Origin of the sequence: Clostridium rectalis, from assembly GCF_900626095.1 — a bacterium.
GTDB lineage: Bacteria > Bacillota > Clostridia > Clostridiales > Clostridiaceae > Clostridium_AS > Clostridium_AS rectalis.
Map to the genome: position 1 here is coordinate 1 of NZ_UYZZ01000011.1, position 14,393 is coordinate 14,393.

Genomic DNA, 14,393 nt, shown 5'->3' on the forward strand with positions numbered 1-14,393 from the left:
CTATAGAAGAAAAATATGCTCGTCTTCAAGTTCAAAACAAACTATTAAAAGCTGAAAATGAATTACTAAAAAAGCTAGGAATGTTAGAAAGGAAGGTGTTAAAGAAGAAATAATTATACAATCTAAAGATAAATTCAATATTATTAGGAATGTTCTTAAAAAATATAAACTTAACCGAATGCTATCGCATTTATGTAAGTTAGCTAATGTTTCACAATCAGGATATTATAGATATTTTTCTAAAAACTCTAAATCTATTAGAGCGAAAAAAATTTAACTGATAATCTTGTGAAAGAAAATATCTTAAAGGCATTTAACTTTAAAGGGCGTAAAAAAGGTGCTAGGCAAATTAAAATGGTTTTAGAAAATGAATTTAACATAGTTTATAACTTAAAGCGTATTAGGCGAATAATGAAAAAGTATAATATTTTTTGCCCTATTAGAAAAGCAAATCCTTATAGACGAATGGTGAAAGCAACGAAGGAACATTCTGCTATGCCTAATCTACTAAATCGTAGATTTAAACAAGCTACACCTGGAAAAATTTTATTAACGGATATCACATATTTAACTTATAAAAACAGAAAAAGAGCTTATTTATCAACTATTAAAGATGGATCAACTAATGAAATTTTAGCGTATGCTGTCTCCGACAGTTTAAAACTCGATATAGCTAAAGATACTATGGAAAATCTTAAGAATAATAATTCTGTTAAATTACATAGTAATGCACTTATTCATTCAGACCAAGGATTTCATTACACAAGTCCAGTGTTTCAAAAATTAGTTAAAGAAATGGGGTTAATCCAATCTATGTCCGGATTCGGTAATTTTTGGGATAACGCGCCTCAAGAATCATTTTTTGGACATTTTAAAGATGAGTTAGATATTAAAAAGTGTAATACACTTGAGGAAGTAAAATCAGCAATAGATAGCTATATAGGATATTATAACAATTATAGATACCAATGGAATCTAAACAAGATGACTCCTGCACAATACAGAGATCATCTTGTTTAGAGTTAGTTTTTTTTTAATATGTCCTTGACAAAGGGTACATTTTAATTATCAACAGCTTTTTTATAATTTATAATCTTATAATTGTTTTTATATAATTATCTAAATAAACTTCCACCTATAATCATTTTTTGTATTTCATTTGTTCCTTCATATATTTGAGTTATCTTTGCATCTCTCATCATTCTTTCTACATTATATTCTCTCATATAACCATAACCTCCAAGCATCTGTACCGCATCAACAGTAACTCTCATAGCTAAGTCCGTACATGCAAGTTTAGCTTTAGCAGCAGAAACAGAATAAGGTTTGCCTAATTCTTTATCCATAGCAGCTTTATACAATATATATTTTGCCTCCTCTATTTCTAAATCTAGCTCTGCCATCTTAAAACTCAAATATTGATTTTTATATAAAGGTTTTCCAAATTGATTTCTCTCTTTCATATAATTTTTAGCTATTTCGAAAGCTCCCTCTGCTATTCCAAGACCTTGAGCCGCAACTCCTATTCTTCCAGCATCTAAAGTATTAAAAGCAATTTTTAGTCCATCTCCTTCTCTGCCAATTAAATTTTCCACTGGCACTTTACAGTTTTCAAAAATAAGTTCGGATACCTGTGCTGCTCTTATACCACATTTATTTTCAAGTTTTCCAATGGAAAACCCGGGGTATGTTTTTTCTACTATAAATGCAGATACACCTTTAGATCCTTTTGTTTTATCTGTTATAGCAAAAACCACAAAAACGTCCGCTAAAGGTGCATTTGTTATAAAACATTTTGATCCGTTTAATACATAATAATCACCTTCCTTTACTGCTGTAGTTTTGGCATTTCCTGCATCTGATCCTGCATCAGGCTCTGTTAATCCAAAAGATCCTAACTTTTTCCCTGAAAATATATCTGGAAGATATTTCTTTTTCTGTTCTTCAGAAGCATAACAATATATTGCTCCTGAACAAAGTGATGTATTTACTGAATAAGAAATTCCCATAGCTCCATGTACCTTTGAAATTTCTTCAACTGCTAGAATATAAGATAAATAATCTCCTCCTTGTCCACCATAATCTTTAGCATAAGGCAACCCAATAAGACCCATTTGTCCCATTTTTTTATATGATTCTATAGGGAATTCGGCACTCTCATCGTTTTCAATAGCTATAGGTTTTAGTTCCTTTTCTACAAATTTTTTTACCATATCTATTACCATTTCCTGCTGTTTTGTTAAATTAAAATCCATATATAACTCCCCCTTATTTTAAAAGAATTTTATTTAGGCTAGCCTTTATGGCTACCCAATTCTTTTTCCTTTATTTGGTATTCATTACCATTATATTACCCTTCCAATAAAATATGAATAAAAAAACTATTGATGAATTAAGTTCATCAATAGTTTTTTTTATAAATCTAAACTAGATAAATACCTTCATAAATGAAGTTATAGCCATTGCTATAACCACACATACAGGAATAGTTATAACCCAAGCTTTTACTATATTACTAGCTATATTCCATCTAACAGAGGAAAACCTTTTAGATGCCGATACTCCCATTATAGATGTAGATATAATGTGTGTTGTACTTACAGGTGCATTAAACATAGTAGCCGTAAAAATTACTGCAGCAGCTCCTGTTTCTGCTGCAAAACCATTTACTGGAGTTAATTTTGCTATATTATGTCCCATTGTTTTTATAATTTTTTCTCCCCCTACTGTTATACCTAATGCCATAGCCGTAGCACAACTAATTTTTACCCAAAGAGGAATGTGAAATTCATTAATAATTCCCCCACTCATAAGAGCCATAGTTATAACTCCCATGGATTTTTGTGCATCATTAGATCCATGATTTAAAGCCATCATCATAGCAGAAACCACCTGTGCCTTAGAAAAAATCTTTGTAACCGTTGCAGGTCTTTGTTTTCTCAAAATTATATTTAAAATACTCATGAATATATAGCCTGCTATAAATCCTATAATTGGTGATAAAAATAACCATAATACCACTTTCCAAAAAAAATTAGACCAATTTATTATACATAAAGATTTTGAAAAAGCAATGGCAGATCCTATAAGTCCACCTATTAATGCATGAGAAGAACTGCTAGGAAGTCCAAAATACCAAGTAAATACATTCCATATTATAGCAGAAACTAATCCCACTATAACAACATTTTGGGATATACTTTCTGGATTTATAAGACCTTTACCAATAGTTTGTGCAACCTTTACATTAGTAAAAGCCCCTATAAAATCAAATATGGCTGACATTAAAACAGCTTGTCTCATAGAAAGAACACGTGTGGATACACATGTAGCAATTGCATTTGCACTATCATGAAATCCATTAATAAAGTCAAATGTTAACGCTAAAATTACTATTATTATAGTTAATGTAAAAGTTCCACTAAGCATTTTTCATTACTACTCCTTCTATTACATTAGCTACGTCCTCACAAGCATCTAATGTATCTTCTAAAAACTGATATATCTCTCTCCATTTAATAATTTCTAAAACTTCCATATCCTTTGAAATAAAAATATTCCTTATAGCATTTCTTGATACCTTATCCCCTTCTTCTTCTATTCTGTTTATCTCAATAATTCCTTTTGCTATATTATTATTATTTTTCATATGTTTAAATTCTTTCATTAAATCAATTAATTCTTCACATGCTTTAAATATCATATTTCCTAAAAGTCTAGCTTCCTCTGTAGAATAATTTACATCAAGCATTACAAATCTACTAGCTGTAGATTCTATGTAATCTATAATATCATCCATATCCTTTGCTATCATATATATATCTTCTCTATCAAAGGGTGTTAAAAATGTTTTGTTTAGTTGTTCTATTATTTTATGTTGAAGATTATCTCCTTCGTGCTCCACTTCCTTTAACTTCTGTAATTTTTTTTCTGAATCCCTTAAATCACCTAAAAACTCTTCTAACATACCTGCTGCTTTAAAGGCAGTTTGGGCAATTTCCTCAAATAATGTAAAAAATTCATCTTCCTTTGCAGCTTTTTTAAACATTTTATGCCTCCTAATGTACTTTATTGTAATATTTACGCTTCTTAAAGTATATCACATTTCAATATATTATTAAACATAAGATATAATAAAAAGGTCGGTAAATTTACCAACCCTTGCCTTATAATTATTCATTTAAATCCTTTTGTTCTCCAGTAACCATATAAATTGTCCATTCACATACATTAGTAACATGATCCGCTACTCTCTCTAAATATTTACATACAAACAAAAATTGGGTAGCTTGATTGACAGTGTTATTATCCTTAGCCATCATAGGTAGCATTTCATTAAATACTCCTTTATATATATCGTCTATTTTATCATCCTCTTCACAAACTTTATAAGCTTTTTCAACATCACTTTCTACATAGGCATCTAAAGACTCCCTTATCATTTCCTTTACTATATCGGACATTCTAGGTATATCTACTACTGGTTTTATAAAATTTTCATTCTTTAATCTAATAGCAATTTTGGCTATATCCACTGCATGATCTGCCATTCTTTCTAAATCCGTTACAATCTTTGTTGTAGTAAATATCCTCCTTAAATCTGTTGCTAATGGTTGCTCCTTTGCTATAAGTTTTATACACTTATCTTCTATTTCCCTTTGCATATTATCTACTATATCATCATCATTTATTATATTCCTTGCTAAACTTACATCGTGATGTATTAAAGCTTCAATACATTCATGTATTTGTTTCTCAACTACACTTCCCATTCTAAGTATATCATTATGCAATTCATAAAGTTCTCTATCAAATGTACTTCTTGACAAAATTATCACCTCTCATAATATCACTTTAAACAATTAACCAAATCTCCCAGTAATATAATCCTCTGTCCTTTTATCTTTAGGCTTATAAAATATATCAGAAGTTTTACTAAATTCAATTAATTCCCCTGTTAGAAAAAAAGCTGTATAATCAGATATTCTAGCTGCCTGCTGCATATTATGTGTTACAATTATAACTGTATATTCCTTTTTTAAAGTGTCCATAAGCTCCTCTATCTTCAATGTTGAAATTGGATCTAATGCAGATGTTGGTTCATCCATCAAAAGTACCTCTGGTTCAACTGCAAGAGTTCTAGCTATACATAATCTTTGTTGCTGACCTCCTGACAGCCCTAATGCATTTTTCTTCATTCTATCTTTAACTTCCTCCCATAAGGCCGCTTTATTTAAACTTTCTTCCACTATTTCATCTAAATCATTTTTATCAGTTATACCATGTAATCTAGGACCATATGCAACATTATCATATATTGACATCGGGAATGGATTTGCCTTTTGAAATACCATACCTACCCTTTTTCTTAAATCTATCTCATCATAATCTTTGTATATATCTTTTCCCTTAAAAATAACTTTTCCCTCTATTTTCACACCATCTATCAAATCATTCATTCTATTTAATGTTCTAAGAAACGTAGATTTTCCACAACCCGAAGGACCTATAAGAGCCGTAACTAAATTTTTCCCTATATTTATATTAATATTGTTTAATGCCTTCGTTTCACCATAAAATAAATTTAAATTATTAGTCTCTATAATATGCATACAATATCCCCCCTATTTTTTCCCAGTATATGATTGATATACTTTTTTTCCTATAAACCTGGCAAATAAATTAAAAAATAAAACCATTAATATAAGCACTGCTGAAGAGCCATCTCCTATTCTACTGGCATCTGGTACCATGCCTTCAGAATTTATTTGCCATATATATACTGATAAAGTTTCCGCTGGCCTAAATAAACTAAATGGTGAGTTGCTACTAAATAATTTATCTGGTGAAAATGACAGCATAGGTGCGCTCATACCGGCAGTATATATTAATGCCGCTGCTTCTCCAAATATTCTTCCAGAGGCTAATATAACTCCTGTTAATATTTGTGGCATCGCAGAAGGCAAGATAACTTTAAAAATTGTTTGAAATCTAGTAGCACCTAATCCTAAACTAGCCTCTTTTACTCCAACAGAGGCCGATTTTAGAGCACTTTCACTAACCCTTGTAAACGCAGGTAAATTAATTATAGAAACAGCCAAGGCTCCTGATAGTAAAGTAAATCCCCATCCAGTAAGTTTTACAAATACTAAAAGTCCAAATAATCCAACCACAATTGATGGAAGAGAAGCCATAGTGTCTATACAAAGTCTTATAAAATTTAATAATTTACCTTCTTTAGCGTACTCAAAAAGATATATTGAAGCTCCTATCCCAAGTGGAATAGTTATTAGCAACGCAATTATTAACATATAAAAAGAATTAAATAATTGGGGTCCTATTCCCCCACCTGCTTCTCCTATCTTAGGACTCCCAAATAAAAATTCTAAAGTCAAGTATCTAATTCCTTTTACAAAAATATATCCAATTAAAGACATTAATAAAACCACTACAAATAAAGATATTATATATAAAATCCCTGTCCACACTTTATCTTTAATTTTTTCATCCATTTACCTTGCCTCCCCCCTTTTTGCTATAATCCTTATCATAAATATAAATATAAATGAAACAATTAAAAGTATCAAAGCCAATGCCCATAAAGCATCATTCCAAGGAGTACCTGTAACAGTATTTGCCATATCCATAGTTAAAATAGAAGTTAGTGTACTTGTAGGATCTAATAGCCCTTCTGGCATTTTTATAGCATTTCCTATAACCATTTGTACTGCAAGAGCTTCCCCAAAAGCTCTAGCAAGTCCTAATACTATAGCAGTTAATATACCACTTTTCCCAGCAGGAATTATTACATTCCTAATAGTTTGCCATCTAGTCCCTCCTAATGCATAAGAGGCTTCTAAATAATATTTAGGTATTGATTTTAATGTATCATAGGACAGACTTGCTATAGTTGGCATTACCATTATACTTAATACTAAAATACCTGCAATTAAACTAAAACCTATACCTGAAAAATTTAATTTTATAAAGGGAATCAATACTTTTATTCCAATCCATCCGTAAACTACAGAGGGAATACCTACAAAGAGTTCTAAAGCTGGTTGTAATATATTTTTACCTACTTTAGGAGAAATGTAATTCATAAATATGGCTATTGCTAAGCCAATAGGAGTACTTATAATCACAGCTCCAATTGACACTAGAATAGATCCAGTTATAAAAATTGCGGCTCCAAATTGTGGATTAGTAGAATCTGGGTTCCATTTTGTTGAAAGTAAAAAATCCTTAATAGTATAATTTCCTTTAATAAAAAGACTTGATCCTTTAACTCCGATAAAAAATATAATACTCAAAGTTAAAATAATAATAACCATAGCGCAGATTAGTGCATATAACTTTCCTATATACTCTGTTTTTATTTTTTTATATTTTTCACTTTTAAACATATATCCTCAACCTTTATAAAAATTTTTAAATCATAATTATTTATTTAAATCCGAAATAGGAATATACCCTAATTTTTCAACTGTATGATTATTTTCCTCTCCCTTTACATACTCAATAAAAGATTTTACTGCACCTTTAGCCTCTCCTTTAGTGTACATATGTTCATAGGACCAAAATGGATACTTTTTAGACACTATATTATCTTTAGAAGGCACTATGCCGTTAATTTTTAAAATTTTAACATTGTTATCTGTATCAAGGTTCAGATAAGATAAGGCCAAATAACTTATTGCTCCTTCAGTTGTTTTTATTGTTTCCTTTACGCTACCATTAGAATCCTGGATAGTTCCAAGTCCTTCTAGCTCATCTTTATTATCCATTATTGTATTTCTAAATGTAGCCCTTGTACCAGAGGATTTAGGTCTATTTATTATATTTATAGCTAAATTTTCTCCCCCAACTTCTCTCCAATTCTTTATTTTACCTGTAAAAATATCTTGTAATTCTGCTTTAGTTAAAGAATCAATTTTCACATCTTTGTTTACAACTATTGCAAACCCTACACCACATACTTTATAATCAACTAGTTCTCTTGCTCTTTCTTTTATCTTTGATTCTGCTAATACATCTGAATTTCCAATATCAATTGATCCTTCTAGTACTTGATTTATACCAACTCCACTACCGCCCCCTTGTATACTTATATTTAAATCTGTATACCTATTCTTAAAACCTTTATAAGTTTCTTCTACTAAAGGTTTTAAGGCTGTAGACCCTGCTATAGTAATCATGCCAACCGTATCAGTCGTATTTTTACTTTCTTTTCCGCAGGCCATGAGATTACAAGATATTATTATCATAGCAAGAGATCTTGTTAATATTTTCAATAATTTCTTTTTCATATACAAAAACCTCCATTTAATAAATTTAATAATTTATATTACATAAATTAGATTACTACACAGAAGTTAAGTATTGATTATCCCTGTGTTAAATATTATTTTATTTTGTTAATTAAAATTTAACAAAAAAATTTAAATTGTAGTTTCTTCCTACAATTTAAATTCTCCATTAATATAGTAATTATTCATATTTCTATCTAGTTAAAGTCCTTTAGTGGTATTACTACTGTAAATATACTTCCTTCTCCAATGTCACTTTTAACATTAATACTTCCCTTAAAGCCTAATACTATATGTTTTACTATGGCAAGACCTAATCCTGTTCCACCTTGAGCTCTACTTCTAGCTTTATCAACCCTATAAAATCTTTCAAAAACTCTATCTACATGTTCCTCTGGTATACCAACCCCTGTGTCCTTCACTCTTATTATACAATTGTTATCCTTTTTAGAAACATTAATAAATACTTCCCCATTATCATTATTATATTTTATAGCATTGTCTACTAAATTTATTATCATTTGTTTAAATCTATCTTTATCCCCTAATATCATTACATTTTTATTATAATTTGTATGTAACTTTACATTTTTTTTATCAGCATAGTTTTTTACAAGGTAACATATATTATTTATGGTCTCATTTACATCTATAATTTCTTCTTTTTTATCTTTAATTGTTTCTATATCCGATAAAGTTAAAATATCATTAATAAGTCTTGTAAGCCGTTCTGCCTCATCATTTATAATTTCTAAAAATTTATCTCTATTACCTTTATCATCTACATATCTTAAAGTTTCCGCAAATCCTTTAATTGATGTCAACGGAGTTTTTAATTCATGAGATACATTAGCAACAAATTGTGACCTCATATTCTCTAATTTTTTTATATCTGTTACATCCTGTACTACAGCTACAGTGCCTATAAGTTGTTTACCATTATTTATATCTGCGGTTTTGATTCTAAGCTCCCTCTCCTTGGGCCAAAGTATCTTCATTTGTCTGTAATCATCACATATATTTCTAAACAAATTCTCCAACTCAAAATTTCTTATATTATCTAATAGATTTTTTCCTATTATATCCCTATCTATTCCAAATATCTCTTTTGCATAAGGATTAATCATTATAACCTTAAAATTAGTATCAACAGCTATAACTCCACCATCCATACTTTTTAAAATAGCCTCTAACTTATTTTGCTTATCTAATGCATCGTTTAATGTCAATTGTAATTTTTCAGCCATATTATTAAATGTATCTCCCAATTGTCCAATTTCATCTTGAGAATTTATATTGACCCTTCTGTCAAGTTCTCCAGTTGCTATTCTAGTAGTTATAAATTCCAAATCTTTTATCGGCTTAACAATCCCTATAGATAATTTAGATGAAAATACAAAGGACATTAATATAACAAGTACAGCTACAAAAATATAATATTTAATAAATTGGCCCTCAAAACCCGTAAGAATATTCATTTGAACAGAACTTCTTATAATATAACCTTCTTTAAAAACCGTAGCAAAGTACATAGTATCACTATTAGTTGATTCACTATGCCTTATTTTATATCCATATCCTTTTTTTCTTGCTTCTTTAATTTCCTCTCTATTGTTATGGTTTTTCATTTCCTTTTTATCAATAATAGAATCACTTATTACATTACCATTTTTATCTATAAAAGTAACCCTAATTTCATTATTTAAAAATACATCCTTTGCAAATTTGTCCATTTCATTTACTTTTTGAGTATTAATTATATTAATAACTAATTCATTGTTTGATTTTAAAACCTTTTTAGTGTTTTCAACGTACTGATAATTAGCAATTATTATAAACAAAGTTATAACTATAGCTAAACTCAACATTAATGTAGTTAACATATACATCATTAATTTTTTCTTCATTTATCATCACCTAACGTTATTCAAAAATATTGAATCTATATCCAACTCCTCTAATAGTATCAATAAATTTGGGCTTTTTATCATCTTCTTCAATTTTTTGTCTTAAATGTCTTATATGTACATCCACAGTTCTAGTTTCTCCTATATATTCATACCCCCATATCTTATCTAATAAAAAATCTCTAGTTAAAACTCTTCCTTTGTTTTTTACCAATATTTCCAGTAATTCAAACTCTTTTAAAGTTAAATCTATCCTTTTATTATTCTTTATTACTTCATGCCTATCAAAATCAATTACTATATTTCCAAATTTATATCCTCTTTCAATAACTTGAAAACTAGTTCTTCTAAGCACAGCCTTAACCCTAGCAATAAGCTCTCTTACAGAAAAAGGTTTAGTAATATAATCGTCCGCTCCTAATTCTAAACCCAATACCTTATCTAATTCCTCCCCCTTTGCTGTTATCATAATTATAGGTGTAGTGGATATAACATCATCTTTTCTTATTTCCTTGCACACATCATATCCATCCATTTCAGGAAGCATTAAATCTAACAAAATAAGTTGTGGCTGCTCCTGCTTAGTTATTTTTAATGCATCTATACCATTATCCGCATATAACACAGTATATCCTGATTTTTCTAAATTAAACTTTAATAATTCTATTATATGTTCTTCATCATCCACAATTAAAACTTTTTCTTTGGCCATAATTTACCTCCTACTTATTACTATTTATACTTATCTATATTCTAACATTTTTTTATTACAATATAATATATATTTTAAAACTTTACTTTATTAACTGTATCTTAACATTAAATTAAATAACAATAAGCTTTATGTTTACCATAAAGCTTATGTAAAAAATTATGTAATTTTATTTATCTGACATTAGTCTTTTAATTTCTTCCATAAAAGTATTCACATCTTTAAACTGCCTATACACAGATGCAAATCTTACATAAGACACTTCATCAATTTTTTTTAAATTGTCCATTATCATTTCGCCAATACACTCTGATCTAACTTCAGTCAACATCTGATTATTAATCTTTTTCTCAACATCATCTGCTATAACTTCTATTTGTTTTCTGGAAACCGGTCTTTTTTGGCAAGCCTTTATAAGCCCATTTATTATTTTAGACCTATCAAAATACTCTCTACTCATATTTTTTTTTATAACTAATATTGGGACATTCTCTATTTTTTCATAGGTGGTATATCTTTTGGTACATTTAAAACATTCTCTCCTTCTTCTTATAGACATATCATCTTCCGTTGATCTTGAATCTACAACTTTACTTTCATTATATCCACAATATGGACATTTCATACATCTCCCGCCTTCTCAATTTAAGCTTAATTAAAATATGTTTATACTATATTATTATACACTTTTTTAACTTTATTTCTACTCTGATTTATCAATTAAGTATTCATTTCCATCAACTAAAATAACATCTATTCCAACTTTTCTAACCTTTGACCAAGGTATTTCCATATCATTATTCTTTCCAAACCATGATATTTTTTGAGAAGGCAATATTATTGCTAGTATTTTGCATACACTAGCATCTATCTTTAGGTCTTTAATACAACCCATCTTTGCTCCTGAATTCACATCTATAACTTCCATAGTTCTCAAACTATTTAATGAATAAAAAGCTCCTTCCATCTAAAACCCCTCCTATACACTTATATATATATCTATGAAAAAAAATTTATTATAATGACTAATAAAAACCCATATCATAAATTTTATGATATGGGTTTTTATATAATCAAACATATTTTCTCATGTGCTTTAATGCAGTTTTTTCTAGTCTTGATACCTGTGCTTGAGATATACCTATTTCATCTGCAACTTCCATCTGAGTTCTCCCATCGAAAAATCTTAAGGTAAGTATTAATTTTTCTCTGTCATTTAATTTTTTCATTGCCTCCTTTATAGATATATTTTCTAACCAGCTATCATCTACATTCTTATTATCACTTATTTGGTCCATAACATATATTGCATCCCCACCATCGTGATAAATTGGCTCAAATAGCGATACAGGATCTTGTATTGCATCTAATGCAAACACCACTTCTTCTCTTGGTAAATCTAATTCTTTAGCTATTTGTGATACTGTAGGCTCTTTATTATCTTTAGCAATTAGCCTATCCCTTACCTGTAAAGCCCTATAAGCGATATCTCTAAGTGATCTACTAACTCTTATAGAATTGTTATCCCTAAGATATCTTCTTATTTCTCCAATTATCATGGGAACTGCATATGTAGAGAATTTTACATTCTGACTTAAATCAAAATTATCAATTGACTTAATAAGTCCAATGCATCCTACTTGAAATAAGTCATCTATATTTTCTCCTCTATTATTGAATCTTTGAATTACACTTAAAACAAGTCTTAAATTCCCCTTAATAAATTTTTCTCTACACCCAGCCTCTCCATTTCTTATTCTAATTAATAAATCATGCATTTCCTTCTCTTTTAATACAGGTAATTTAGAAGTATTTACACCACAAATTTCAACCTTATTAATCATCATCAGTAATCAGTCCCTTCTGAGTGATTGCATTTTAATTATTTCCAGAGAAACTGATTTTTATTCAAAGGACAAGTTTTATAACATTTTATTTATTTCTTTTTTTAATCTTTTAATTATTCTTTTTTCCAACCTTGATATATAAGATTGTGATATACCAAGCATATCCGCCACTTCTTTTTGAGTTTTTTCTATTTTACCACCTAATCCAAATCTTAAATTAACAATTTCTTTTTCCCTGTTATTTAACTTGTCCATAGCAATAAATAAGAGTTGCTTGTCTACTTCATCCTCAATTAGATTATATACCACGTCATTATCTGTTCCTAAAATGTCTGAAAGTAGTAACTCATTTCCATCCCAATCTACATTTAGTGGTTCATAAAATGAGATTTCAGCCTTAACTTTACTATTTCTTCTTAAATACATTAATATCTCGTTTTCAATACATCTAGATGCATAAGTTGCAAGTTTTATTTTCTTTTCAGGGTTAAAAGTATTAACTGCCTTAATTAATCCTATAGTTCCAACTGATACTAAATCTTCAACATTTACTCCGGTATTTTCAAATTTTCTTGCTATATATACTACTAGTCTCAGATTCCTTTCTATAAGTGTAGCTCTTATGCTTTCATCACCACATACAAGTTTATATACTAGCTCCTCTTCTTCTTGTTTTGTAAGTGGTGGAGGAAGTGCATCATTACCACCTATGTAATATATCTTTCTAGTAAATATTTTTAATTTAGAAAGTATATTATTTAATAGAATTTTTAACTTTAGCATCACATTTCCCCCTATTTTTTATAATATTCCTCTTGATAACAATGCTTGGTAATCTCCAGTATCACTAAGCTTTTCATTACTAAATGCTATTAAAGCATCTTTTTCTTCTATCTGCTCCTCCTTATATATTTTTATACATTCTGGTTTAATAGCCCTTAATCTTCCCCCTGCCCCATTAACTACTTTATAAGGTATGTAAAAATTACTATAATCTTTTATATCTATATCTTTAAATATATCCTCTTGTACAACTATTACTGGTAAATTCGTCACAGGTTCCACTAATTCATTTCCTGTATCCAAAAAAGCCTTTACCTTTGTTTTAGAACTTCTTAGTACTATATCCACATCATACAAATAACAATTACTATCTCTTCTATCCTTTATGAATGCTAATAATCTATTTATAACTAAATAAATAATCATTAAAGATAGCATAAGTTTTTTATATGAAAAATTATATATAACTGCTGTACCTTCTATTGGATTATTATTTTTATTCATTTCTATAAATACACAAAGCCCAGCTAGTAACATAGTATAAAGTATAAAAATAATTGTTGTTTTTATATTAAATAATAAATTTTTTTTTCTAAATGTTATATAAGTCATAACCAATGCTAAAAGTATTTTAAAATAAATGCTAATAAAGTAACCTTTTTTATCATAAAACATTACTAGAATATATAGGCTACCAATAAAAGCAGATAGGGTTATATCAAACTGTTTTATTTTAACTTTTACAGTTTGGGCTGTTAGGTAAAGTAAAAATTTATTTACAATAAAATTTTCTAAAATTAATAAATCCATGTAAATGATCACACTCTTCACCTCT

The 14,393-nt window shown here is 28.9% G+C and carries 15 protein-coding genes and 1 pseudogene; 1 reads left to right on the plus strand and 15 read right to left on the minus strand.

Annotated elements, in window-relative coordinates:
- Positions 1 to 1,020 (plus strand): annotated as a pseudogene (locus EJL03_RS14165) (IS3 family transposase); the annotation flags it as partial.
- Between the two features lie 95 nt (positions 1,021 to 1,115).
- Here EJL03_RS14165 and EJL03_RS14170 read toward each other — a convergent pair.
- The 15 genes from EJL03_RS14170 to spoIIGA form a co-directional block, all read right to left on the minus strand.
- Entirely contained in the window at positions 1,116 to 2,255 is a 1,140-nt protein-coding gene (locus tag EJL03_RS14170) for an acyl-CoA dehydrogenase family protein (RefSeq protein ID WP_125154628.1), read from the minus strand.
- 172 nt (positions 2,256 to 2,427) lie between these two features.
- Entirely contained in the window at positions 2,428 to 3,429 is a 1,002-nt protein-coding gene (locus EJL03_RS14175; RefSeq protein ID WP_125154629.1) for an inorganic phosphate transporter, read from the minus strand.
- Positions 3,422 to 4,048: a DUF47 domain-containing protein gene (locus tag EJL03_RS14180; protein ID WP_125154630.1), complete on the minus strand. Its 627-nt coding sequence runs from the start codon at positions 4,046 to 4,048 to the stop codon at positions 3,422 to 3,424. Before EJL03_RS14180 ends, EJL03_RS14175 begins: the two co-directional genes overlap by 8 nt.
- Before the next feature lie 124 nt (positions 4,049 to 4,172).
- Entirely contained in the window at positions 4,173 to 4,829 is a 657-nt protein-coding gene (phoU, locus tag EJL03_RS14185) for a phosphate signaling complex protein PhoU (protein ID WP_125154631.1), read from the minus strand.
- Positions 4,830 to 4,862: 33 nt separating this feature from the next.
- The gene (gene pstB, locus EJL03_RS14190) at positions 4,863 to 5,612 is read right to left on the minus strand and encodes a phosphate ABC transporter ATP-binding protein PstB (protein ID WP_125154632.1); all 750 of its coding nucleotides are present in this window, start codon (positions 5,610 to 5,612) and stop codon (positions 4,863 to 4,865) included.
- A gap of 12 nt (positions 5,613 to 5,624) precedes the next feature.
- The gene (gene pstA / locus EJL03_RS14195; RefSeq protein ID WP_125154633.1) at positions 5,625 to 6,512 is read right to left on the minus strand and encodes a phosphate ABC transporter permease PstA; all 888 of its coding nucleotides are present in this window, start codon (positions 6,510 to 6,512) and stop codon (positions 5,625 to 5,627) included.
- Complete coding sequence (gene pstC, locus EJL03_RS14200; RefSeq protein WP_125154634.1) at positions 6,513 to 7,406, minus strand: phosphate ABC transporter permease subunit PstC; 894 nt, start codon at positions 7,404 to 7,406, stop codon at positions 6,513 to 6,515.
- A gap of 36 nt (positions 7,407 to 7,442) precedes the next feature.
- On the minus strand, positions 7,443 to 8,309 hold the full coding sequence (locus EJL03_RS14205; RefSeq protein ID WP_125154635.1) for a phosphate ABC transporter substrate-binding protein: 867 nt from the start codon (positions 8,307 to 8,309) through the stop codon (positions 7,443 to 7,445).
- Between the two features lie 197 nt (positions 8,310 to 8,506).
- Complete coding sequence (gene pnpS / locus EJL03_RS14210; protein WP_125154636.1) at positions 8,507 to 10,216, minus strand: two-component system histidine kinase PnpS; 1,710 nt, start codon at positions 10,214 to 10,216, stop codon at positions 8,507 to 8,509.
- Between the two features lie 16 nt (positions 10,217 to 10,232).
- Positions 10,233 to 10,928 carry a response regulator transcription factor gene (locus EJL03_RS14215; protein WP_125154637.1) on the minus strand — a complete coding sequence of 232 codons (696 nt, stop codon included), beginning with the start codon at positions 10,926 to 10,928 and terminating at the stop codon, positions 10,233 to 10,235.
- A 169-nt stretch (positions 10,929 to 11,097) separates the two neighbouring features.
- Positions 11,098 to 11,553 carry a transcriptional regulator NrdR gene (gene nrdR / locus EJL03_RS14220; RefSeq protein ID WP_125154638.1) on the minus strand — a complete coding sequence of 152 codons (456 nt, stop codon included), beginning with the start codon at positions 11,551 to 11,553 and terminating at the stop codon, positions 11,098 to 11,100.
- Between the two features lie 78 nt (positions 11,554 to 11,631).
- The gene (locus tag EJL03_RS14225) at positions 11,632 to 11,895 is read right to left on the minus strand and encodes a YlmC/YmxH family sporulation protein (protein WP_125154639.1); all 264 of its coding nucleotides are present in this window, start codon (positions 11,893 to 11,895) and stop codon (positions 11,632 to 11,634) included.
- A gap of 106 nt (positions 11,896 to 12,001) precedes the next feature.
- Positions 12,002 to 12,775, minus strand: coding sequence for an RNA polymerase sporulation sigma factor SigG (sigG, locus tag EJL03_RS14230; RefSeq protein ID WP_125154640.1), 774 nt, complete (start codon positions 12,773 to 12,775; stop codon positions 12,002 to 12,004).
- A gap of 75 nt (positions 12,776 to 12,850) precedes the next feature.
- Entirely contained in the window at positions 12,851 to 13,558 is a 708-nt protein-coding gene (gene sigE / locus EJL03_RS14235) for an RNA polymerase sporulation sigma factor SigE (protein ID WP_125154641.1), read from the minus strand.
- Positions 13,559 to 13,576: 18 nt separating this feature from the next.
- Complete coding sequence (gene spoIIGA, locus EJL03_RS14240; protein ID WP_125154642.1) at positions 13,577 to 14,380, minus strand: sigma-E processing peptidase SpoIIGA; 804 nt, start codon at positions 14,378 to 14,380, stop codon at positions 13,577 to 13,579.
- Positions 14,381 to 14,393 lie beyond the last annotated feature (13 nt).

Excerpts from the sequence above, each read along its gene's own strand:
- pnpS (WP_125154636.1), bottom strand. The coding sequence starts at position 10,216 with ATGAAGAAAAAATTAATGATGTATATGTTAACTACATTAATGTTGAGT.
- EJL03_RS14215 (WP_125154637.1), bottom strand. The coding sequence starts at position 10,928 with ATGGCCAAAGAAAAAGTTTTAATTGTGGATGATGAAGAACATATAATA.
- sigE (WP_125154641.1), bottom strand. The coding sequence starts at position 13,558 with ATGCTAAAGTTAAAAATTCTATTAAATAATATACTTTCTAAATTAAAA.
- EJL03_RS14170 (WP_125154628.1), bottom strand. The coding sequence starts at position 2,255 with ATGGATTTTAATTTAACAAAACAGCAGGAAATGGTAATAGATATGGTA.
- EJL03_RS14205 (WP_125154635.1), bottom strand. The coding sequence starts at position 8,309 with ATGAAAAAGAAATTATTGAAAATATTAACAAGATCTCTTGCTATGATA.
- pstA (WP_125154633.1), bottom strand. The coding sequence starts at position 6,512 with ATGGATGAAAAAATTAAAGATAAAGTGTGGACAGGGATTTTATATATA.
- EJL03_RS14225 (WP_125154639.1), bottom strand. The coding sequence starts at position 11,895 with ATGGAAGGAGCTTTTTATTCATTAAATAGTTTGAGAACTATGGAAGTT.
- EJL03_RS14175 (WP_125154629.1), bottom strand. The coding sequence starts at position 3,429 with ATGCTTAGTGGAACTTTTACATTAACTATAATAATAGTAATTTTAGCG.
- pstB (WP_125154632.1), bottom strand. The coding sequence starts at position 5,612 with ATGCATATTATAGAGACTAATAATTTAAATTTATTTTATGGTGAAACG.
- nrdR (WP_125154638.1), bottom strand. The coding sequence starts at position 11,553 with ATGAAATGTCCATATTGTGGATATAATGAAAGTAAAGTTGTAGATTCA.
- EJL03_RS14180 (WP_125154630.1), bottom strand. The coding sequence starts at position 4,048 with ATGTTTAAAAAAGCTGCAAAGGAAGATGAATTTTTTACATTATTTGAG.
- sigG (WP_125154640.1), bottom strand. The coding sequence starts at position 12,775 with ATGATGATTAATAAGGTTGAAATTTGTGGTGTAAATACTTCTAAATTA.
- pstC (WP_125154634.1), bottom strand. The coding sequence starts at position 7,406 with ATGTTTAAAAGTGAAAAATATAAAAAAATAAAAACAGAGTATATAGGA.